This window comes from Leptolyngbya sp. FACHB-1624, assembly GCF_047649235.1.
Classification (GTDB): domain Bacteria; phylum Cyanobacteriota; class Cyanobacteriia; order Leptolyngbyales; family Leptolyngbyaceae; genus Leptolyngbya; species Leptolyngbya boryana.
Genome location: NZ_CP180258.1, coordinates 3,878,087 through 3,901,629 on the forward strand (window position 1 = coordinate 3,878,087; position 23,543 = coordinate 3,901,629).

The window sequence follows — 23,543 nt, forward strand, 5'->3', positions numbered from 1 at the left end:
GCAAAATTGAGGAGTACTCGATCGCGCTGTTTGCCGTATGGATCGTTTTTTCTCTCCGATTCAACAATTTCTCATCACCTGGCTGTTAATTCTCGTCTCGGGGTGGCTGACGCTCAATGCACTCACTTACTTTGGAGAGTTAATTAGTGTACTCGTCACAGCAGGATTAATCGCCTTCTTGCTCAATTATCCGGTGGCAAGATTGAGAAAATTCATGCCCAAGGCGTTAGCAGCTGGAGTGGTTTATCTATTTGCAGGGTTGATTTTAACGGTAGTTGCTGTAACGATCGCGCCGCCTATTATTCAACAGACCCAGCAACTAACCGCAAATCTGCCAAATCTGATTGCATCGGGACAGCAGCAACTCGAAGACTTTCAAACTTGGGGAGAGTCTCGGCATTTGGGATTTGATCTCTCGTTTTTAGAACAACAACTCTCGGTTCAATTACAAGGGCAAGCAAAAACGATCGCATCAACCGGAATCGGATTGGTTCTGAACACCTTTAATTGGGTTTTGGATCTGATCCTAATTTTGGTGATCTCGTTCTATTTAGTCCTAGACGGAGCGAAGATTTGGGGCGGGATCACAGGCATTTTTTCTCAGCCGATTCAGGAGAGTTTAACGAATTCGATGCGGGATAGTTTGCAGCGATTTGCCTCAGGACAATTGCTGTTAGGGCTGTTTATGGCGATCGCGCTTTCATTGGCGTTCTGGTGGTTAAAAGTTCCATTCTTTCTCGTGTTTGCGGTGTTTATTGGGGTGATGGAAGTGATCCCATTTATTGGGGCATCGCTAGGAATTGCCACGGTTGGGATTTTAGTGGCATTTATTGATTGGTGGATGGCGATCGAAGTATTAGGAACCGCGATCGCGATTCAGCAGGTCAAAGATAATGCGATCGCGCCTCGGATTTTGGGCGGGCTGACAGGATTGAGTCCCGTGATTATTCTCACGTCTTTGCTAGTGGGTGCTAGAGTAGCAGGACTATTAGGCGTGATTCTGGCAATTCCCTTGACCAGTGTCGTGAAAACGATCGTCGAAATCCTGATGAATCCTGACCTCCCGCCGCAAGCTGGATCAATTTTCTCGGAAGCTGTGGAAAATAGTATTCTGGAACCCATGCTTTCGGTTGATCCCGATATCGAACCGAATGTTACTGTGATCGTCAAAGATTCGCATTAATCCTTTATTTCTTCTGACCTATGGACTGGTGGCAAAAGCTCAAACGCAATCCGTTAGCTAAGTTTGGAGCAATCTTACTAGCGTTATTCTATGTTGCCGTGATTGCGGCAGAATTCGTTGCTCCTTATAGCCCCTGTGATACGGCTTCCATTACCAGTGGAGCCTGTAAACCACAAACGGATGGCGCATTGTTACCGCCCACTCAGATTTATTGGACGGATCAAAATAATCAATTCATTGGACCCCATGTTTACCCAACCACTCAAGGTCCCATTGATGTGAATACGGGCGATCGCGAATTGCAAGTTGATCGATCAAAGCCTTCACCACTCAGACTCTTCGTACAAGGCGAACCGTATCGATTGTTCCAAATTCGCTTACCGTTACCAACGAACTTCTCACTCAGCGATCCCAAGTTTGAAGAAATCGAACTTTTTTCTGGAATTCCAGGCAATCTGCATCTGTTTGGCACGGCAGGGGAGGGCAAATTTAATCTTCTGGGAACTGATGAGCAAGCGCGCGACCTGTTTAGTCGGCTCCTTTACGGTGGTCGGATTAGTCTCAGTATTGGACTCGTCGGGATCGCGTTGTCTTTCCCGATCGGGATGCTCGTTGGTGGCATTTCAGGCTATGTCGGAGGTTGGGTCGATGCGGTGCTGATGCGGATTGTAGAAGTGTTGATGACGATCCCAAGCATCTACTTACTTGTTGCATTAGCCGCAGTCCTTCCACCGGGCTTAAGTAGCGCGCAGCGATTTCTACTGATCGTCTTTATTACCTCGTTTATCAGTTGGGCAGGATTAGCACGGGTGATTCGGGGGCAAGTGTTATCGATCAAAGAACGAGAGTTTGTTCAAGCCTCACGCGCCATGGGTGGAAAGTCACTCTACATCATCACTCGACACGTTTTACCTCAGACCGCAACCTATGTGATTATTTCAGCGACGTTGCAAGTCCCCAGTTTTATCATTGCAGAATCGGTTCTGAGCTTGATTGGGCTTGGCATTCAGCAGCCCGATCCCTCTTGGGGAAATATGTTGTCGCTCGCCACGAATGCCTCGATTCTGGTCCTGCAACCCTGGTTAGTGTGGCCTCCCGCTATTTTGATCGTGTTGACGGTTTTGGCGTTTAACCTACTCGGCGATGGCTTGCGGGATGCGCTCGATCCGCGCAGTTTGCAGCGGTAGAAAAAGGGGTGATCAAAATTGGAAAACCCTTTAGACTGAGGAAACGCTAATAGAAACTTTCAAATGGCACAAGCAAAATTAGGCGATACAGTTCGAGTTCACTACACGGGAAAACTCGACGATGGAACAGTGTTTGACTCTTCTGTCAACGCTGATCCGCTAGAATTCACGTTGGGCGCAGGGAATGTTATTCCTGGATTTGAGAATGCAGTGATGGGGATGAGTCCAGGCGATTCCAAAACGGAAATCATTCCGGCAGATCAAGCGTACGGCGCTTATCAAGAAGCCATGGTTTTAGTCGTTGAGCGTGCTCAAATGCCGCCAGACCTACAGCCAGAGGTCGGACAACAGTTGGAAATTCGACAGCCAACTGGACAATCGATTCCAGTCGTAATTACGGACGTATCTGATGCTGATGTCACCCTGGATGCAAATCATCCGCTCGCTGGAGAAGATTTAACATTTGATATACAACTAGTCGAAATTGGTTAATAAAACTAATCAGTTGTCGAAAAAAGGTCTTGTGGGCAAAAGTTTATGTTCACAAGACCTTTTTATTTGTCAAAATTCCGTAATCCAAGCGAAAACATGTGAAGTTTTCTTGTGATCCGGATTAGTCCGTGTCTGAGAGAAATCTAAACCAGGATCGTTTGAATCCTGAGCCATATTACCTAATTTGCCGAAGGGTGCAAGCAGTAAGGCTTTCCGCGACTTCTTCTCAGAATTGGCGGTTTCAGGATTTGACAACTTCTTGTAACACATGGTTTCTATCTATGAAGAACCCTTTTAGGTTGTTAAAAAACTGTTATGCGTAAGGGACTGCTGCACAAACCGGTTAACCTCTTCGGTCCGATTCTGGACAAAATTCTTTTGACCCATTTTGTGGTAATTGGGCTACCAACGGTGCTCTACTACTACATTCTGGAGAATGGTTGGAATTTGTCGTTTCTCCATGTTTTGATTCCGATTTTGTATTTTGTTACGTCGATCGTTGTGATCGGTGAGGCAGTTTCGACGGCAATTACATATCGTCGCGGTCGCCCCGCCAAGATGCCGAAGTTCGGGATGGTGCAGCGCTTTATGCGATCGCCGAGAACTCAACCGCTCTATCCGCTGTTGAGATCGCCGGGCGCGGTTCCCAAGTGTTCGCTGATTGTTGCAGCCTATTTGCCCAATGAGCAGCATATTATTACCAATACGCTAGATCACATTCTCAGCACGATGGAACGCCCGGAAGGGGGATTAGAAGTGATTCTGGCGTACAACCGCCCAGAACGCTTACCTGTCGAAGATCGATTAGAACGGATGGCAGAAGAACATCCGGAGTTGAAATTGCTCTGTGTTGAAGGCAGTCGATCGAAAGCGCAAAACATTAATGCAGCCTTAGAAATCGTCACGGGCGAAGTGACTGGAATCTTGGACGCAGACCATCACCCGAATCCAGACAGCTTTACTCGCGCTTGGCGTTGGTTATCGAATTATCGCTACAGCGCGGTACAAGGGCGAAATGTGATTCGCAACCAGGATGTGAACTTCATGACGCGCATGATTGCGGTGGAGTTTGAGTGTATTTATGGGGTGAGTCATCCGGCGAAGTCACTTTTAGTTGATACAGGCGTGTTCTGTGGGGCAAACGGATATTGGCGGACTGAGGTACTAAAGAAGATTGGCTTCTCGTCGAAGATGTTGACTGAAGACATCGATGCGAGTTTTAGAACCCTGTTGAGCGGACATAATATCGTCCATGATCCGACGATCGTAGTGACCGAACTTGCGCCTGTGGATGTGCGATCGTTCTGGTTCCAGCGCAAGCGGTGGGCACAAGGTTGGCTAGAAGTGACGTTGAAATATCAAGGCACGATTGCGCGATCGCTAAGACTCGATAACTGGCAAAAGTTTTATTGGACGTTGCTTTTGGTCTACAGTGCGGGATTCCATTTTGTCGCCCTGCAAGCGTTTCCAATTACATTGAGTCTGACCTTAGCGGGAGAGAATGCACCGGATATTGCACCGGAATATATCTGGACAATGACAGCATTGACTTTGGCAAGTGGTCCGTTACAAGCTTTGGCAGCTTGGCTTGTACGAACTGATGCCATCAAGCAGTCTGGACGAGATTTCTTGATCTATTGCTTTTTTATTCCGTTCTACTGTGTGTTTAAGAGTGTGATTGCGATTACGGCAATTTATGACCACATTGTTGGTAATACCGAATGGATTGTGACTCGTCGATCGACGGATGCTTTGCCGGAAGCGAAGTAGCAAGATTTCGACTTAGAAAAGCTCCAAGTCTTTAGAAAGCTTGGAGCTTTTTTAGTTTGAAAGTCATAGTGGGAGAGATGAGGAACAATACGGCTCTCACTCATCTTCTTAGCGCTTCTGCTCCATTTGCCAACTGAGAAGAATGACGGGAATTAAGCCAACCAGTACGATCGCTAAAGCTGATCCAGAAGCTTCCGTGAGTCGCTCATCAGACGCAAGGTTAAACACATGCACTGCTAACGTGTCAAAGTTAAACGGACGAATGATCAGCGTTGCAGACAATTCTTTCATTACATCGACAAAAACGAGAATTGCTGCTGCCAAAACTCCCTTCCATAACAGCGGCACATGGACTCGGAATAAAGTATTCGTCGCTCCAAATCCGAGACTACGAGACGCATCATCCAAACTCGGTTTAATGTTTGCCAAACTCGCATCGATACTGTTAAACGACAAGGCAAGAAATCGAACTAAATAAGCAAACACCAGCGCAAACATCGTTCCACTCAGCAATAAGCCCGTTGAATAATTGAACGTCGATCGCATCCAGCCATCGATCGCATTATCAAACAATCCCAACGGAACTAAAATCCCAACAGCAATCACAGAACCGGGGATAGCGTAACCCATTGAAGCAATGTAAGTCGCCCCTCGCATCATCAGGGAGCGATCTAAACGCAACCCATACGCCAAGATAATTCCCACTACGATCGCAACCAAGGCTGCAATCCCGGACACAGTTAAACTATTCGTTGCAAAGCCCCAAAATCTCTGATCAAAAGCATCTTCCCAATTTTCTAACGTCATATTGAGCAGCACACCTGCCGGAATCAAAAAGCCGAGGAATAGAGGAATGATACAAAATACAATCGCGACGATCGCACGTATGCCCCGAAGCTGATATTTCTGAACAGGCGATGAATTGGAAGATTGATAGTACTGGACTCGTCCTCTTGAAAGTTGTTCTAACCAGATCAAGACAAAAATAAATATCAATAAAAATGCAGCTAATTGAGTTGCTGCAAGCCGTTCGCCCATACCAAACCAAGTGCGATAGATTCCAGTCGTGAATGTGCTGACCTCAAAAAACTGAACGGTTGCATAGTCATTTAAAGTTTCCATCAGTGCTAAAGATAACCCTGCTACGATCGCGGGACGTGCCAAGGGTAAAGCCACTTTTCTAAAACTCTGCCACGGGCTACAGCCTAAGCTACGACTGGCTTCTAAAGTACAGACAGACTGAGATAAAAACGCCGATCGCGCTAACAAATAGACATAGGGATACAGCACCAAAATCAGCATCACTGCTGCACCCCAAAGCGATCGCACATTCGGAAACCAATACTCTTGTGCCGTTTTCCAGCCAAACCACGATCGCAACGTCGTTTGCACAATCCCGAAGTATTCGAGCAAATCCGTATAGGTATACGCCAAAATATAAGCTGGAGCAGCCAGCGGCAACAGCAATGCCCAAGTTAAAATTCTACTTCCTGGAAATCGGCACATCGTCACCAGCCAAGCTGTGCCCGTTCCAATGATCGTGACACCTAGCGCCACCGCAAGCATTAAATAGAGCGAATTCGTGATGTAAGTGGTCAGAACTGTGCTTGCGAGATGTTGCCAAACTGATCTGGCATCTGCAAATAATCCGCTCAATACAGCAAAGATTGGGAATGCAATTAAAACTGCGATCGCAATTACAACGATCGTCCATGCACTCAATCTAGAACGTCGAGTCTCTCTCGCCCGCGAAATTTGCATATGCTCTCAAGAAATCTTGTAAAACTACTTTACTAGGGCTTCAAAATTGTTGATGATTAGTCTCAATAAGTTTGCCGCTATAAGAACTCTAATGCTTGACTCGATCATTTTGCAATTAGACCAGGTTTCAAAGCGATTTTCCGCTACGCCTGTTGTAGATGCCGTTTCGCTAAAGCTGCGAAGAGGTGAGTTATTAAGCCTACTGGGGGCATCGGGCTGTGGAAAGACTACATTATTGAGACTGATTGCAGGATTTGAGCGACCTGAATCTGGAACCATCGAATTGTCAGGTCAGCAAGTTGCAGGTGGGAAATACTGGCAAGCTCCTGAACAGCGAGATATTGGCATGGTCTTTCAGGACTATGCGCTGTTTCCGCATTTGAATGTGGCAGAAAATGTGGGATTTGGCTTAAAAAAATCTCGACGCAAGCGATCGGGTTATCCCGCTCAGCAGGCAAAAGAAATGGTCTCGGCTGCGATCGCGCAAGTCGGCTTATCGGGGTTAGAAAAACGCTATCCGCACGAACTCTCCGGTGGACAACAGCAAAGAGTTGCATTAGCGCGAGCATTAGCGCCTCAGCCTGCTTTGATTCTGCTCGATGAGCCGTTGAGTAACTTGGATGTGCAAGTGCGATCGCATCTCCGACAAGAAATTCGCACCATTCTCAAAACCACTGGAACAACTGCAATTTTTGTCACGCACGATCAAGAAGAAGCGTTGTCCATTTCGGATCGAGTTGCCGTGATGAATCAAGGCAAATTAGAACAGTTAGCAACTCCTGAGACGCTTTACGACGAGCCTGCAACCCGGTTCGTTGCAGAATTTGTGACTCAAGGAAATTTCTTACCTGCGACTTATAGTGGTACAGGTTGGAAAACTGCGATCGGAACATTAATGGTGGAAGATTCTGGAGAATTTGCCCATCAAGCTGATGTGATGATTCGACAGCAAGACATTAAGTTAGAACCTGCTCCAGCGGGATCGATTGTGATTGTCGATCGTCAATTTTTAGGGCGTGAGCATCGATACTGTATTCAAACTAGCTCAGGGACTCGCCTGAAAGTCCTGAGCGCTATGAAGCCTGCGTTAGACATTGGCACACGAGTGCGCGTCAAAGTGAATTTATCTGGGGTGCGATTGTTTGAACCGACTAGGGATTCACAGCTTGAGAGTGCAGCGCATTGAAATTCTTGCGCCATTGTGCTCGCTGTTGCGGAGTTAAAACAGTGGTCACAACCTGGCTATAGTCTTTCAACGGCTGCGATAAAGTTTGATCGACTTTGCCCGTTTGGATCTGTTTCAGCAATTCTGGATTGGCTTGCAGTTCTTTGACGATTTCCGCCTGCATTTCACGTCGAGCTTGCTGGATTTGAGCCGACTGATCTGGGGTGAGTTGAACGCCTTTGAATTCAGCTTTGAGCGATTCAGTCTGTTTTTTGACTTCACCTGAAACCGTTTCTTCTAAAGCATCGATCACGATTTGCTTCACGTACTGCCGCTGCTCGTCAGTTTTCTGCTTGATAAAATTCCCGATCGCGCTTTTGGATGCTTCTACTTTCGCATCCGCTTGACCCGACAGTTGCTTCAAAAATTGTCCGGCCATCGATTGATCAAGCTGAGTGGCAATTTCTTGCGATCGACTTTGCTGCGGAGCTTGCTGAATCGGTTTTTGAGCAACTTTTTGCACAACCACGGGTTCAGGTTGTGCAGGCGGAGTCTGAAAAGATGATATGTCAGACGGCGATTGATTCAGTGCGACTAAAGCGCCCACACCTCCTGCGACCATCAATGCCAACGAGATTAACACCCTAGCTTTATTCGGATTCATTGCTTTTCCTCAACCTCTTAATAGACAAGTAGGTCTAATTTAGGATTCACCTAAATCACACCACTCTCCAGGTTGAGGCTGAAAAACTTTACCAAGGGATCTGTGTCCCATCCCAGGAGAAAAACTCGCCACCCTGATGATTTTCCAGTTGATCAATCACGTCGAGCAGTTGCCGAACGGTACGATCGACCGAAAATAATTTCTCTGGCGGCACAGACTTCTGAAACGGCTTAGATAGTCTTGTATCCGTTGTCCCTGGATGCAGGTTCACCACAATTGCATTCGGACAAGTCCGCTTATATTCAAGGGCAGTCGTTCGCATGAACATATTCAACGCTGCTTTAGAAGCCCGGTAACCATACCAGCCCCCAAGCTGATTGTCTCCAATGCTGCCAACTTTTGCCGAAATCGTCGCCAAAACGGAGCGATCGCGATGCTTCAACAACGGCTGCACATGCTTGGCTAACAAGACCGCGCCAATACTATTAATTTGAAAATACTTGAGAAGCTGATCCCCATTGAGATGTCGCAGGCTTTTCTCTGGTTGCATCGCTCCATCGTGCAATACACCCACACAGTTGATGATGTAGTGCAATTCAGACGTTTCCGACTTAATTTTGGTGATCGTACGTTCGATTTGAGCCTCATCAGTGAGATCAAGTTGCAGCCGCTCTAGAGAAGGCGAATCAAGCTGAAAAAGATCGCAATCAGGACTGCGATAAGTCGCATAAACCCGATCCACTCGATCGAGCAATTGTCGGGCAAATTCCAGCCCAATTCCTTGACTCGCCCCTACAACTAGCGCTGCCTTACTCATCATCAGTTGTTTTTACAAAACTTTACATTGAGTATAACGCGGCGCTTACCACCCGTCTGACTCCTCGCCCTGCCAAACCTCCAAATCCAACTCATCCAAGTAACTCAAAGCCGCTTGAATATTGGTGTGATGTCCCTTTAGAACGAGATCAAACCAGCCGTCTCCACTCGCATTCGCGCCCAAAATCGCCGCAGCAATATTGATTGTTAACTGATACTGCGAGACGAGTTGCGAAATCACAGGCTCTTGATGGTAGTGCCGGGGAATGCGGATGCGGATGCGCTGCTCAGTCGTCCGGTCAATGTTCGTACTCGTAGACATCATTTTTCTCCTAAATTATTAAAGTACGGTAAGCCTATCGACTTATTGTATATTATTTTTATATGGAAGCGAAAGAGTTTGATGCCAGCGAATTAGCACTTTCTCGACAGAAAATTCGCTGCAAGATGTTGAATCATGTTACAAAGCCGCAAGATTTGCCGGAAAATTGTTGATTTTTATCAACTTTAAACCCTAGAAATTCAACCTGCCGCAAGATAGAAGATCCTGAATTGAAAGCTCTGGAGATACAGATCTGAGATCTTTATTAAGACCTGAAGGGGATCTCGGAAGTGTATTAGAGAATTTCAAAAGTACTAGAGATATCTTCATTGAAGCTCTAGTGAACACTCTCTCTGCCACTGTTAGGGTAATGATAATGACTAGATACGGACTGCCCGCGAAGCAAGGTTTGTATGATCCGCAGTTCGAGCATGATGCCTGTGGAGTTGGGTTCATTGTGCAGATGAAAGGACAACCATCTCACTCGATCGTGCAGCAAGCCTTAACGATTTTGGCGAATTTGGAGCACCGGGGAGCATGTGGAGCTGAGACGAACACGGGAGACGGGGCAGGCATTTTAATGCAGGTTCCGCATGGCTTTTTTCAGAAAGTGACTGCGACATTGAACATTACTTTGCCCGATGCTGGACAGTACGGGGTCGGGATGGTTTATTCATCTCCCGATCGTGCTCAGCGCGAAGCAGGGCGGCGGATATTTGAGCAAGTCGTGGCAGAGGAAGGACAAAAAGTTCTCGGCTGGCGAGACGTTCCAACTGACAATTCGACCTTAGGGGAAACGGCAAAAGCCAGTGAACCCTTTATGCAGCAAGTCTTTATTCAACGCTCGGCGGATTTAGCAGATGATTTAGCATTTGAGCGGAAGCTGTATGTGATTCGGAAGCGATCGCATAGTGCCATTCGCCAAACTGGGATTGATCCGTTCTGGTATCCGGCTAGTCTTTCTTGCCGCACCTTGGTTTATAAAGGCATGTTGATGCCTTTGCAGGTGAAAGAGTACTATCCTGACTTGAGCGATCCCGATTTGCAAAGTGCTTTGGGATTAGTGCATTCTCGCTTTAGTACCAATACCTTCCCGAGTTGGGAGCGATCGCATCCTTACCGCTATATCGCTCACAATGGCGAAATTAATACCCTGCGCGGCAACATCAACTGGATGCACGCTCGGCAATCTTTGTTTGAATCTGATTTATTTGGCGACGATTTAAGAAAAGCACAGCCTGTTATTAACATTGACGGAAGTGATTCCACGATTTTTGATAATGCTTTGGAATTGCTGACACTATCCGGTCGATCGCTGCCTCATGCCGTGATGATGATGATCCCGGAACCTTGGACAGCCCATGAGTCGATGAGTCCTGAGCGCAAGGCATTTTATAAGTACCATTCTTGCTTGATGGAACCTTGGGATGGGCCAGCTTCGATCGCATTTACGGACGGTCGAATGATGGGAGCTGTTCTCGATCGCAATGGCTTGCGTCCGTCTCGGTACTATGTCACCAAAGATGATTTGGTGATCATGGCATCTGAAGCCGGAGTTTTACCGATCGAGCCTGAGCGGATTGCTCAAAAAGGTCGGTTGCAGCCGGGAAGAATGTTCCTCGTCGATATGGAACAAGGTCGGATTGTAGCGGATGAAGAAATCAAGCACCAAATTGCCAGTGCTGAGCCATATCAAGACTGGATTGATCAACATATGGTCAGCCTTGCTGATCTCAAAGATGCACCTCCGTCTTCGTCTGATCTCAATACTGTGCTTCAGCGTCAGTTAGCATTTGGCTATACGTTTGAAGAGTTGCGCTTGCTAATCACTCCGATGGCGCGAGATGGCGTTGAAGCTGTGGGAGCAATGGGTGCAGATACACCTTTAGCTGTTCTCTCTGATCGACCCAAGCTACTCTATGACTACTTCAAACAGCTATTCGCTCAGGTGACCAATCCGCCGATCGATTCCATTCGAGAAGAGATTATCACCTCAGCCGAAACCACGATTGGTGCTGAGAAAAACCTGCTCAAACCTGTGCCAGAAAGCTGTCATTTGATTGAGCTAAAAAGTCCAATTCTCAGCAATGAGGAATTAGCAAAACTCAAACAGGTCGATGAGCAAGGTTTCAAATCGACGACAATTGCGATCGTATTTGATCCCAAATCCGGTGTAACAGGCTTAGAAAGCGCGATCGACAATCTCTGTACTCAAGCCGACCAAGCAATTGAAGCTGGAATCAATCTCATCATTCTGAGCGATCGCAGTGTAGATGCCGAAAATGCTCCCATTCCTGCCTTACTTGCTGTCGCTGGCGTGCATCATCATTTGATCCGCACGGGTGCGAGAACCAGAGTTGGCTTAGTACTCGAATCGGGCGAACCGCGTGAAGTACATCACTTTGCCATGCTGATTGGATATGGTTGCGGCGCAATCAATCCTTACTTAGCGTTTGAGACAATCGAATCGATGATTGCTCAAGGCTTACTCCCGAATCTAGAGTATGCAACAGCTTGCAAGAACTACATCAAATCAGCAACCAAAGGCGTGATCAAAGTTGCGTCGAAGATTGGTATTTCAACCATTCAGAGCTATCGCGGCGCACAGATCTTTGAAGCAGTTGGCTTAAACCGTTCGGTCGTCGATCGTTACTTTACCTGGACTGCTTCTCGGATTGAAGGCGTGGATCTCGAAGTCATTACCCAAGAGGCAGTGCTTCGTCATCATCAAGCGTTCTCAGAGCGTCAACCCAGTGGACAAACTTTGGGAGTCGGCGGTGAATATCAATGGCGTAAAGAAGGGGAAGCTCACCTTTTCAGCCCGCAAACGATTCACACGCTGCAAAGAGCAGTTCGAGAAGGAAATTACGAGCTATTCAAGCAATATGCTGCGTTAGTCAACGAGCAAAATCAGCAGCATTTTACACTGCGCGGCATGTTGCAATTTAAGCCTCGTCAACCGATTCCACTCGAAGAAGTTGAACCGATTGAAGCCATTATGAAACGCTTCAAAACTGGGGCAATGAGCTATGGATCGATCTCGAAAGAAGCTCATGAGGCGTTAGCGATCGCCATGAACCGCATCGGCGGTAAATCCAATACGGGTGAGGGCGGCGAAGATCCAGATCGTTACACTTGGAGCAATGAACAAGGCGATTCTAAGAATAGCGCCATCAAGCAAGTTGCTTCCGGTCGGTTTGGAGTAACCAGTCTCTACCTGTCTCAGGCGAGAGAAATTCAAATCAAAATGGCTCAAGGTGCAAAGCCTGGAGAAGGCGGACAGCTTCCAGGACGCAAAGTGTATCCTTGGATTGCGAAAGTTCGACATTCGACTCCGGGAGTCGGCTTGATTTCGCCACCACCGCACCATGACATTTACTCGATCGAGGATTTAGCTGAACTAATCCACGACTTGAAAAACGCCAACCGAGACGCACGCATCAGTGTCAAACTCGTTTCGGAAGTGGGAGTCGGAACGATTGCAGCAGGTGTTTCCAAAGCTCATGCTGATGTCGTTTTGATCTCTGGTTACGATGGCGGAACGGGCGCATCTCCCCAAACTTCGATCAAACATGCAGGTTTACCTTGGGAATTGGGACTCGCTGAAACTCATCAAACGTTAGTGTTAAACAATTTGCGATCGCGCATTGTTGTCGAAGCTGACGGACAAATGAAAACTGGACGTGATGTGGTGATGGCAGCGTTGCTGGGTGCTGAAGAATTCGGCTTTGCAACTGCTCCGCTCGTCACATTGGGCTGCATTATGATGCGCGTTTGCCATCTCAACACTTGTCCAGTTGGGATTGCGACTCAAGATCCTCAATTGCGCGCGAGCTTTATCGGCGATCCGGACAACACAGTGAACTTTATGAAGTTCATTGCTCAAGAAGTTCGAGAAATTATGGCACAGCTTGGTTTCCGTACTTTAAATGAGATGGTCGGTCGGACAGATATCTTAGAAGCAAAACAAGCCGTCGAACATTGGAAAGCAAAAGGTCTAGATTTCTCGAAGATCCTGTATCAGCCTGATGTTGATCCGTCTGTTGGCTTACATTGCCAGATTCCACAGGATCATGGTTTAGACAAGTCGCTGGATTTAACTGTGCTAGTCGATCTCTGTAAAGATGCGATCGAAGAAGGCAAACCCGTTAAAGCAACACTACCAATTCGGAATGTCAATCGCGTGGTCGGAACAATTCTTGGCAACGAGATTACCAAACGACATTGGAATGGCTTGCCGGAAGATACCGTTCACCTCCATTTCCAAGGAAGTGCGGGGCAGAGCTTTGGAGCATTTGTGCCGAAAGGAGTGACGCTCGAACTAGAAGGCGATGCCAATGACTATCTCGGAAAGGGATTGAGTGGCGGGAAGTTGATTGTTTATCCTCCGTCGGTTTCTTCGTTTGATCCATCTGAGAACATCATCATCGGCAACGTTGCGATGTATGGAGCAACTAAAGGCGAAGTCTATATCAATGGCATTGCCGGAGAAAGATTCTGTGTTCGCAACTCTGGAGTAAATACCGTTGTTGAAGGAGTGGGCGATCATGGTTGTGAGTACATGACTGGTGGATCAGTTGTCGTCCTCGGAGCAACCGGACGAAACTTTGCCGCAGGGATGAGTGGCGGTGCGGCTTATATCTACGATGAAGCTGGCGATTTTGCGACCCGTTGCAATATGCAGATGGTTGCGATCGAGCCGTTTGAAGACCCCGAAGACATTGCGATCGTGCGTCAGATGATCCAGAATCACGCCAATTACACGCATAGTCACAAGGCAAAAGACATCCTGGAAAACTGGGAGCAAGCACGATCGAAGTTTGTGAAGGTCATGCCAAAAGATTACAAGCGGGTACTGCAAGCACTAAGACGAGCTGAAGAGTCAGGTCTGAGTGGTGACGATGCATTGACAGCAGCATTTGAGGAAAATGCTCGTGATGTTGCCCGCGTAGGAGGGAGCTAGATCTCCCCACCCCCTACCTTCTCAAACCCTTTACCTAAAAAACATTCTTGATCTATGGGAAAACCAACTGGATTCATCGAATATCTGCGCGAACTTCCTTCTGAACTTGCTCCGCTCGATCGCATTCGCAATTGGGATGAATTCCATCTCTCAATGCCTGAGGAAAATCTTCGCACCCAAGGCGCGCGCTGCATGGATTGTGGCATTCCGTTTTGCCATACTGGGACTTTAATCAGCGGCATGGCGAGTGGCTGCCCGATTAATAATCTCATTCCTGAATGGAATGATTTGATCTATCGAGGACTATGGAAAGAAGCGCTCGATCGCTTACATAAAACCAACAATTTTCCCGAATTCACCGGGCGGGTCTGTCCTGCTCCCTGCGAAGGGTCATGTGTGCTCGGCATTCACAATCCACCCGTCACGATCAAGAACATTGAATACTCGATCGCAGAAAAAGGTTGGAACGAAGGCTGGATCAAGCCCGAACCTCCTGCCAAAAGAACAGGTAAGAAAATTGCGATCGTGGGATCTGGGCCTGCTGGACTCTCTGCTGCAGCTCAACTAAACAAAGTCGGACATTGGGTAACTGTGTTTGAACGTGCCGATCGTCCCGGTGGCTTGCTGATGTATGGCATCCCCAACATGAAGCTCGACAAACAAGAAGTCGTGATGCGGCGATTAAACATCCTTGAAGCCGAAGGTGTGAAATTCGTTTGCAATACTGAAATTGGAAAAGACCTGCCTGCTGAAGACTTGCTGAGAGATTTTGATGCAGTTGTGCTCTGTACAGGTGCAACGAAACCACGTGATTTACCGATCGAAGGTCGCCAACTCAAAGGCATTCACTTCGCAATGGACTTTCTCACCGCGAACACTCAAGCTGTTTTAGACCAGACAGAGCCAGCGATTACAGCTCAAGGCAAAGATGTTGTGATCATTGGTGGAGGGGACACCGGAACAGACTGTGTTGGCACTTCGATTCGGCATGGCTGTAATGGTCTTGTGCAACTCGAAATCCTGCCGCAACCGCCCGAAGAACGCGCTCCCAACAATCCTTGGCCTGAATATCCAAAAGTCTACAAAATGGACTACGGACAAGAAGAAGCTGCCGCAAAATTCGGAGGTGATCCTCGGGCTTATCTAAGAACGGCAACGCACTTTGAAGGTGATGAGCAGGGCAATGTCAAAGCGGTTCACACCGTCGAGGTGCAATGGGAACGCAATGAACAAGGACAGTTCATTCCCAAGCAAATTCCTGGCACTGAGAAAATCATTCCAGCTCAGTTAGTCTTGCTAGCAATGGGATTCTTAGGCCCTGAGCAACCTTTACTCGATGCAATGGGACTCGATCGCGATGCCCGTAGTAACATCAAATCCGAATATGGTAAATACACAACCAGTATTCCTAAAGTGTTTGCAGCCGGAGATTGTCGTCGGGGACAAAGTTTAGTTGTCTGGGCATTCAATGAAGGTCGCGGTGCGGCGAGAGAATGCGATCGCTATCTCATGGGCGAAACCAATCTACCCTAATTGCTTGATCGTCTTGCCCGTGATTAGAAACCACGGGCAGCACAGCAACTAAGAGCTAGAAATCTGAAACCAGGCCAACTCGATAAGTCAACCCAGGTTGATAGATGCGATTGGCTTTTTCGTAGCTGCGATCAGCAAGATTTTCGAGAAATACAGTTAGCCCAAGCCCACGAGTAACTGGAATTCGCAAGCCTAGATCAAAGCTGAACCAGGAGGGTGAAAAGTCGCGGGGACTATCGCTTGCTAGCGTAAATAAAGCACGACGTGCACCGCTGAAATAGTTCGCATATAGATTCACCTCCCATCCGTTTGAGGCATAACCAATGCCAAATCGCGCGACTGAGAATGGAACTGTACTTAATTGCAATCCTCGTTCTACACCGCTACCAATCTTTGCATCGGTGTAGGTATAGTTTGCGAAGGTAGACCACTGCGAAGAAACCTGCCAGCGCAAAGCTGCCTCAATACCATTCGTATTGACTACCCCAATATTCGCCCATTGCCCGGACTGAACTGAGATACGATCGCTTAATCGACTTCCAAAATAGGTCACCTGTGCTGTAAAACTTTTAGCCAGTTGTACATCAAAACCAGTTGTCCAAGATGATCCAGTTTCAGGCTTGAGATCTGGATTAGGCAACCAATTATGCACCGTATCAAACGCATACAGTTGATCCAGTCCTGGATTGCGATGCACAGAAATCCAACTTCCCCGCACTGAAAGATTGGGCGATAGTGCCCAACGTGCTCCAACACTCGGATTAAGATAACTTCCAAATTCACTCGTAAAGTTTTGGCGCAGACCAAATTCTGCTTGGAAATTATTGGTAATCTGCCAAGTATTCAAGGCAAACAAAGCAGCTTGAAAGCGATCGCGATCGAACTCCCCATTGAATTGAGCCAGCCGAGGCAGTGTACTAAAAGCTTCTCCATTGAGTTGTGAATTTTGTAGATCCAAGCCCCAACGTAGGTTGTTAGTCTTGCTCGTTTGCCAATCGTGTTCAACTCTGGCATTTAAACTGCGAGAGTTCAGGATGCCGCGTCGAAAGAAAACCGCTTGTGTCGGCCCGTAAGTACCAAAGTAATCTTGATTAAACGACAAGGTTGTGTTGAGCGTGGAGCCTTCTCCATTCCCTACAAGTGCTTTCCAGGTCAACCCGAGATTTACAGTATCGTGGTCTAAGCGATCGCGCTGCAATGGAAATCCGAAGTACAACAAACCGCGCCGACTCGTAACAGTTGAGACATCTAAACTGAGCGAATTACGATCGTTGAGATCTAAACTCAAATTGCCATAGTAATTATCTTGAGTTGAATCCCCGTTGAACAATCGCCCATCTGCTCCCCGATTTGCGGCTCCAACCGGAACGCGATAATCATTCTCTGCTTTGAAACGCTGATAGCTGAATAGATAGTCAACAGCTCCAAGTGAACCAGAATAGCTACCTCGGTAGTTTGAGGAACTAAACGATCCCAACTGAGCAAAGCCATTGAATTGCGGAATGCCAGTTCCTTTCTTGGTAACGACATTCACGACACCACCTACTGCTTCAGAACCGTAAAGGGTTGCAGCCGTTCCACTCGATAGCTCAACTCGCTCGATCGCACCTGTGGGAATTGAGTTTAAGTCGGTACCACCATGATAGGTATTGACGTTTGTGCCGATCGGTCTACCGTTGAGCAAGAATACAGATTGATTGATCGAAGCCCCACGATAAAAGGTTCCAGTGTGAATATCTGCACCAAAGCCGACATCATTAACTGCGAATCCAGGCAATCCCCGCAGGATCTCAGCTAAACTATCTGCACTCTCACGACGAATTTCATCCGCTTCGATCGTATATACCGGAGTTGAAGTTGGCTTTCGTAGCTTCTCAACCCCAACAATTTCTTCTTCTGGTAACGAGTCTAGAGGTTCTTCTTGTTGTGCAATGTCTGTTGCCTTGCGCTCTAAGCTCACCGTTGCAGAGTTTGATTGAAGTAAACGAGCCTCTGTAAGCGGCTTTTGGAAGTCTTGAAGATGAGCAGGGGTTAAACTTGCTGTATCAGGTAAAGACTGATCAGGAGGTATAGCAGACGGAATCAGATTCGGTTTAGCTGATGCTTCTGCACCATAGCTTGATTGCGTAAACACACAAATCCATGCCGCGCTAGAGAGAAACGCGATGCCAAATAAAGAGAGTTTCATTAGAATTATGAGACTAAGCCATAGTTAAGCAGCCTTTCAGGCTTTGAACTTAAGCGGCACTGACAATCATCTGTATAGAGGTTTTTCCAGTCTGCTGTCAAAAGACAGAGCGTCTTAGTCTTAAAAATTGATCACAACAATTGCTTGCTGATTAGCTTGGACTGATTGGCCTAGACTACAAAGGGAACGAGCCAGTCATTGCTGGCTCGTTCCCTTTGTATAGCTATTCCTGCACGACGACATGCTTTGTCCTATTGCTGCGAAATCTATTCGCCAAGGCTCCGTTCGCGAGACTTCACTTTACTCTCCTGTAATCGAGAGTTCGTCTACCCAAACTCTAGGCGCAACCCCTGAGCCAGTGAATTCCGTTTCTTTCTCCACATAGATAATCGACTTCAACACTTCTCGAATGTCACCTGCAACGGTTGCCGATTCAATACTTGTGCGCTTGCCATTCTCAATCAACCACCCATCAAAAGGCAGCGAGAATGAGCCTTGCAGCGCCTGCACACCTGCATGAAGCGCGCTCAAATCATCGATCAAAATAACGTTGTCTGCATCGTCCAAACTGTATTCCTGTGCCGCAGGTTCTCCTGCATACACATGGAAAAAGTGAGGACTCACCGTGACCTTCGCACCCATGTTGGCATGTCCAGTCGGTTGTACATTCATGCGTTTCGCCGTTCCAGCACTATGCAAGAAGCTAGAAAGCACACCGTTTTTGATCAAAGAAACTGGACGAGTGGGAGTCCCTTCTCCATCAAATGCTTCCGCACCAATGTTGTCTGGATGCAGCACGTTGTCATCTAAACACAACAACGGAGATGCGATCGTGCTTCCCAAAGATTCCTCAGTCGAAAGGCTCTGCTTATCCAAAATGCTTTGAGCATTGAACATATTAGAAAACGCACCAATCAGACCTAGAAACGCTTCCGGCGAAAAGACAACCCGGTATTTTCCCGTCTTGACTTTGTCGTAGTTCAGATGACTGATGGTTTTCTCGGCTGCTTCCTTCAAACAGCCTTCAATGTCGAGCTTTTCAACACCAGGACTGACCCGAAATGCGCCTGCACTGCGAGGCTTTCTTCCTTCTTCTTCCGTCTTGGTGTACAAGTAAACTGACGCATAAGAATGTGCCTCATGCCGTAAAGCACCCTGACTGTTGAGATAAAAACGATCGATATCTCGCTGAGCTAATCCGTTGTAAGGAACACCAACAATCGCAGGATGTGCTGCTAAGAGTTGTTTTTCTGCCTGAATCAGAGTCTCTAGTAACTGTGAAACCGCAGCTTGCGGAAGATGTTCTTGCTTGACTTCAGCGATCGCTGAAGTTGCTTCTGGGCTAAAATCTGGCGCATTCTCTTTCACGCCAAAGTAACTCGCTTCTTTCGCCGTTTTGAGTGCGAGTTCTAATCCAATCGGATCAACATCGGTGGTTGAAGTTACGCCAACGCTATTGTCTTCATTCCACACTCGTACCGTTACACCTGAGCGCTGAGACGCCTTCATTTGTTGGGGTTCACCCTGATCGACTTGCACACTCGTTTCGTCGATCGCAGATCCAAAAATATCAAACTTCTCAATCCCAAGTTTCTGAGCAGCATTCTGTGCTGCTGCCGCAATTTCCTGAACTTTCGCCATATTCTCTTTGCTCCAAGATGTCTCACTTTACGAGAATTCGATGGTTTCCGCTTCGTTGTCAGCAGTTTCACCCCTGAACATCCCTGAAGGTCTTCAACGTCCCCAAACCTAAAGGATTGAACAAACAGCGATCCTACTGCAACGAAACCAACAAACCTCGAACTATCGTCCGCCAACCGTAATCGAATCCACCTTCAAATGCGGCTGTCCAACCGTGACATAAACGCTGCCACTGACCGATCCACAGAATCCTGCTGCCAGCCCCAAATCCTTGGAACACATCGAGATCTTATCCATAATCTCAGTTGCTTCCCCGATTAAGGTCGCGCCCTTCAATGGCTTCGTCACTTTCCCGTTTTCAATCAGATAAGCTTCATCTACGGCAAAGTTAAATTGTCCGGTCGCACCGACACTGCCGCCGCCCATTTTTTTGCAATAGATCCCTTTCTCGATCGACGCGAACAAGTCATCGATCTCATACTCACCGGGAGCAATATACGTATTCCGCATCCGGCTTGCTGCTGCAAAGGTATACCCTTGACGACGACCACTTCCCGTTCTCGGATGTCCGGTTCTCATAAAGCCCGCGCGATCAGAGATGAAATTCTTCAAAATGCCATTTTCAATCAGCAAAGTGCGTTGAGCAGGCATTCCCTCGTCATCCATATCGATCGTGCCAAAAGCATCCGAGGTAATCCCTTCATCCCATGCCGTGAGATTTTCGTGCGCGATTTTCTCGCCTTTCTTCTCGGCAAACGGAGTCGTCTTACGCTCAATCTGCGTTGTTTCGAGCAAGTGACCACAAGCTTCGTGGAAAATTACCCCACCAAACTCGTTTGCCATGACGATCGGGTAAGTTCCCGATTCGACATAATCGGCATACAGCATTTTCGCCGCCGATTCTGCCACTTCTTCTGCGTCATGCGCGTAATTCCACGTTCTGAGAAAATCCGGTGCGCTCGTTCCGCCAACCCGCTTACTGATCGACGATCGATTCGTGCCGTCTGCACAGAGCAAGCTATATCCGACGGATTGCGTCAAGCGAATATCGCGCGCAAAAGTTCCATCACTTGCCGCTACTAACACTTCTTGCCAGTCGCGGAAATACACGGCGCGGCGCGACTGAATGTGACTCGCCTTCTGAGAAAGCGCTCCATTCGCTGCCAATAAGACATCGCCCATTTCCCGCATCGAACTAGACTGCCCGAGCCAAGCTTCTTTGCCTTTCTTGGTGGCGTAATCGCGCAGAATTTCTAAGTGAATTTCAGGCACAAACGAATTGGGTGCGGGCAAATGCAAGCCCATAATCGATAAACCTTTTTCCAAGGCAGCCTTCAGCCCGTTAAACGACAAATCATTCGTCGAAACGTAACAGTCTGCCTTGCCTCGAAACACCCGCACGCCTGCCCCTGTTGCCAATCGAGGCGCAATGCTCGTAATCGCATCATCTTCTGCCATGCAGCTAATGTAGTTGACGCGCTCTAAGAAAAATTCAATAAAATCTGCCCCCGCTGCCCGTCCGAGTCCAAGCAGAATCGACAACGGAGCTTCCCATGATTCATCAAATCGATCGGGAGCATAAGTATAAGTCAAGCTAGGTAGCTCTTTAGAAATTAAAAGAGTCGGTGATTGCATCAAGCAAGCCTCGCGCAGGGTTCGTTTTCGTTTATTGTAGCGAAGCGATTCTGCTTTAGAGACATGTGTGATTTGGGGGAGTCCGTACCTATAAGATCTTTCTTCTGTTAGATGTGCGTTTCTACGGAGTTCAGTAGTCTCGACTCAAAGCCGTAGAGGGCAATGAATGCGAGATTTTGCCCATCTTCACGGAATCTTAATCAACTTCTTCTGCTGATCTGCCTGAAGTTTCGGTGAGACTGCTGAAATATGTAAAACAATCCCCTGGAAATCACCGAGGTATTCTATGCGTGAGCTTCTCGCCATTACGAGCTTGATTTGCTGGCTTATCCTGATGATTTGGGTGTACCGCAATTCTCCAGAATGGTTTTTTGTGCCGTTCTTCTTTTTTGCAACATTTCTGTATCTGCGGCTGATGGAACCCGGGAAGAGTTCTTGATAGGCTGTAGGTGCGGTTATTGGCAGGGCGATCGTGAATTCCAGATTAGAACACCTTTCCCGGATTCTGGTAACGGCTGATCAGATGAGATCGATCGAGCATCGCATTTTTGAGGCTGGAATGCCCGTTGCGGCACTGATGGAGAAAGTCGCAGGAAAGTTGAGCGATCGTATTGCTCAACTGTATCCAGCATGTAAGGTGGGTATTCTTGTTGGCCCAGGGCACAACGGTGGAGACGCGCTCGTCGTGGCGCGGGAACTCCATTTTCGCGGCTATGACGTTCAGGTTTTCAGTCCCTTCTCCCGCTTCAAGGATTTGACTGCAACCCATCTTCAGTATGCAAAGTCCTTGGGTATTCCTTGTGACGTTGAGGATTTACGATCGTGCGATTTGATCATTGATGGCTTGTTTGGATTCGGATTAACGCGAGCGATCGAAGATCCAATTCTTTCTCTCATTCATCAAGTGAATAGCTGGCAGATCCCCGTGATCAGTATTGATCTGCCGTCTGGATTAGATACCGATACAGGTCGAGCCTTAGGAGCCGCCATTCGAGCGACGCACACGCTTTGTCTTGGCTTATGGAAACTCGGCATATTGCAAGAACCTGCCCTTGAATTTGTTGGCAAAGCCGAATTAATTGATTTCGATATTCCGCTTGCGGATATTTTTGCGATTTTGGGCGAATCTCCCCAAACCCATCGCGTGACTTCAGCTTGGGCGATGTCTACTTTGCCACTTCAGCGTCCCGCTTCGACTCATAAATATAAGATGGGTCATCTCTTACTGATTTGCGGTTCAGAGCGATATGCAGGAGGGGCGTTATTGACTGGATTGGGAGGACGAGCCAGCGGGGTTGGAATGCTGTCGATCTCAGTTCCAAATTCTCTCAAGCCAATGCTGTCTTCTCACCTGCCAGAGGCGCTGATTATTGGTTGTCCTGAAACTGAGTCAGGTGCGATCGCTCAGCTTGATCTCGATCTCACTGCCTTTGATGCGATCGCCTGTGGGCCGGGTCTAACGTTAGAAGCGGCTGACATTGTGCGACAAGTTTTAGACAGCGATCGACCTTTAGTTTTAGATGCAGATGGACTGAATGCGCTGGCAAAACTGGGTGCAGAAACGCTCAAAACCCGTCAAGCTGCGACGATTTTGACCCCGCACCTAGGAGAATTCAAGCGATTATTTCCGAATGCTGATTTAACCTGTCGGGCTACAGCAGTTCGAGCAGCGGCAGCAGCAACGACAGCGATCGTGTTGTTGAAAGGAGCAAGAATTGCGATCGCCAATCCTGAAGGAGAACTAAGAATTAATCCAGAAAGTACTCCGGCGCTTGCACGCGGCGGCAGTGGGGATGTGCTCACGGGCTTATTGGGTGGATTATTGGCTCAACAGATCGCCGCCCAGAGCCAAATTTCGCTTCTCGATATGACTCAAACTGCTGCGTGGTGGCATGCTCAAGCGGGAATTCTTGCCGCTGAAACCCGGACGGAGCTTGGTGTTGATGCCCATACCTTGACCCAGTTTTTAATCCCGTCGATCGCTGCTCACCAAAAAAACTAAGTTTTTATGTAGCTTTCCTCAAGAACCTGTGCTAAGATAAATTCTTGTGAATGACAAGGGTCGATGCCCGAGTGGTTAATGGGGGCGGACTGTAAATCCGCTGGCTACGCCTACGCTGGTTCAAATCCAGCTCGGCCCATTCACATTTTGCCCGTGTGGCTCAGTGGTAGAGCACACCCTTGGTAAGGGTGAGGTCACGAGTTCAATCCTCGTCACGGGCT

Annotated in this window: 16 protein-coding genes and 2 tRNA genes; 11 read left to right on the forward strand and 7 right to left on the reverse strand. The window is 47.7% G+C overall.

Annotation, left to right across the window (positions count from 1 at the left end):
- The first annotated feature begins 37 nt into the window (after window positions 1-37).
- The 4 genes from ACMUEV_RS18270 (at window position 38) to ACMUEV_RS18285 (ending at window position 4,632) form a co-directional block, all read left to right on the forward strand.
- Window positions 38-1,183: an AI-2E family transporter gene (locus ACMUEV_RS18270; RefSeq protein WP_190652204.1), complete on the forward strand. Its 1,146-nt coding sequence runs from the start codon at window positions 38-40 to the stop codon at window positions 1,181-1,183.
- A 20-nt stretch (window positions 1,184-1,203) separates the two neighbouring features.
- Entirely contained in the window at window positions 1,204-2,370 is a 1,167-nt protein-coding gene (locus ACMUEV_RS18275; protein ID WP_017287654.1) for an ABC transporter permease, read from the forward strand.
- 63 nt (window positions 2,371-2,433) lie between these two features.
- Complete coding sequence (locus tag ACMUEV_RS18280) at window positions 2,434-2,862, forward strand: FKBP-type peptidyl-prolyl cis-trans isomerase (protein WP_017287653.1); 429 nt, start codon at window positions 2,434-2,436, stop codon at window positions 2,860-2,862.
- Window positions 2,863-3,240: 378 nt separating this feature from the next.
- Window positions 3,241-4,632, forward strand: a complete 1,392-nt coding sequence (locus tag ACMUEV_RS18285) for a glycosyltransferase (RefSeq protein WP_190652203.1) — start codon at window positions 3,241-3,243, stop codon at window positions 4,630-4,632.
- 108 nt (window positions 4,633-4,740) lie between these two features.
- Here ACMUEV_RS18285 and ACMUEV_RS18290 read toward each other — a convergent pair whose 3' ends face one another.
- Entirely contained in the window at window positions 4,741-6,393 is a 1,653-nt protein-coding gene (locus ACMUEV_RS18290) for an ABC transporter permease (protein WP_017287650.1), read from the reverse strand.
- 91 nt (window positions 6,394-6,484) lie between these two features.
- Here ACMUEV_RS18290 and ACMUEV_RS18295 point away from each other — a divergent pair, with 91 nt between their 5' ends.
- Entirely contained in the window at window positions 6,485-7,579 is a 1,095-nt protein-coding gene (locus ACMUEV_RS18295; protein ID WP_190652202.1) for an ABC transporter ATP-binding protein, read from the forward strand.
- Here ACMUEV_RS18295 and ACMUEV_RS18300 read toward each other — a convergent pair.
- From ACMUEV_RS18300 to ACMUEV_RS18310, 3 genes are all read right to left on the reverse strand, one after another.
- Window positions 7,545-8,222 (reverse strand): hypothetical protein, encoded by a 678-nt coding sequence (locus tag ACMUEV_RS18300; RefSeq protein ID WP_026148563.1) that lies wholly within the window; start codon window positions 8,220-8,222, stop codon window positions 7,545-7,547. The two genes, ACMUEV_RS18295 and ACMUEV_RS18300, sit on opposite strands and share 35 nt — an antisense overlap.
- An 88-nt stretch (window positions 8,223-8,310) precedes the next feature.
- Window positions 8,311-9,042: an SDR family NAD(P)-dependent oxidoreductase gene (locus ACMUEV_RS18305; RefSeq protein ID WP_190652201.1), complete on the reverse strand. Its 732-nt coding sequence runs from the start codon at window positions 9,040-9,042 to the stop codon at window positions 8,311-8,313.
- Window positions 9,043-9,084: 42 nt separating this feature from the next.
- The gene (locus ACMUEV_RS18310) at window positions 9,085-9,363 is read right to left on the reverse strand and encodes an NIL domain-containing protein (protein WP_026148562.1); all 279 of its coding nucleotides are present in this window, start codon (window positions 9,361-9,363) and stop codon (window positions 9,085-9,087) included.
- A 373-nt stretch (window positions 9,364-9,736) separates the two neighbouring features.
- On the opposite strand from ACMUEV_RS18310, the gene gltB reads away from it, so the two are divergent.
- Both gltB and gltD read left to right on the forward strand, forming a co-directional pair.
- Window positions 9,737-14,323 (forward strand): glutamate synthase large subunit, encoded by a 4,587-nt coding sequence (gene gltB, locus ACMUEV_RS18315; RefSeq protein WP_190652200.1) that lies wholly within the window; start codon window positions 9,737-9,739, stop codon window positions 14,321-14,323.
- 54 nt (window positions 14,324-14,377) lie between these two features.
- Window positions 14,378-15,856, forward strand: coding sequence for a glutamate synthase small subunit (gene gltD, locus ACMUEV_RS18320; RefSeq protein ID WP_190652199.1), 1,479 nt, complete (start codon window positions 14,378-14,380; stop codon window positions 15,854-15,856).
- A 55-nt stretch (window positions 15,857-15,911) separates the two neighbouring features.
- Here the strand turns inward: gltD and ACMUEV_RS18325 are convergent, their stop codons facing one another.
- The 3 genes from ACMUEV_RS18325 to ACMUEV_RS18335 form a co-directional block, all read right to left on the reverse strand.
- Complete coding sequence (locus ACMUEV_RS18325) at window positions 15,912-18,044, reverse strand: TonB-dependent receptor plug domain-containing protein (protein ID WP_190652198.1); 2,133 nt, start codon at window positions 18,042-18,044, stop codon at window positions 15,912-15,914.
- 300 nt (window positions 18,045-18,344) lie between these two features.
- The gene (locus tag ACMUEV_RS18330) at window positions 18,345-19,685 is read right to left on the reverse strand and encodes a TldD/PmbA family protein (RefSeq protein WP_017287641.1); all 1,341 of its coding nucleotides are present in this window, start codon (window positions 19,683-19,685) and stop codon (window positions 18,345-18,347) included.
- Between the two features lie 162 nt (window positions 19,686-19,847).
- Entirely contained in the window at window positions 19,848-21,320 is a 1,473-nt protein-coding gene (locus tag ACMUEV_RS18335) for a TldD/PmbA family protein (RefSeq protein WP_017287640.1), read from the reverse strand.
- 286 nt (window positions 21,321-21,606) lie between these two features.
- Here ACMUEV_RS18335 and ACMUEV_RS18340 point away from each other — a divergent pair, with 286 nt between their 5' ends.
- The 4 genes from ACMUEV_RS18340 to ACMUEV_RS18355 all read left to right on the forward strand — a co-directional run bounded on the left by ACMUEV_RS18340 (window position 21,607) and on the right by ACMUEV_RS18355 (window position 23,543).
- Window positions 21,607-21,759, forward strand: coding sequence for a hypothetical protein (locus tag ACMUEV_RS18340; protein WP_017287639.1), 153 nt, complete (start codon window positions 21,607-21,609; stop codon window positions 21,757-21,759).
- A gap of 33 nt (window positions 21,760-21,792) precedes the next feature.
- Complete coding sequence (locus tag ACMUEV_RS18345) at window positions 21,793-23,322, forward strand: NAD(P)H-hydrate dehydratase (RefSeq protein WP_190652197.1); 1,530 nt, start codon at window positions 21,793-21,795, stop codon at window positions 23,320-23,322.
- Window positions 23,323-23,379: 57 nt separating this feature from the next.
- Window positions 23,380-23,461, forward strand: a tRNA-Tyr gene (locus ACMUEV_RS18350).
- 10 nt (window positions 23,462-23,471) lie between these two features.
- Window positions 23,472-23,543, forward strand: a tRNA-Thr gene (locus ACMUEV_RS18355).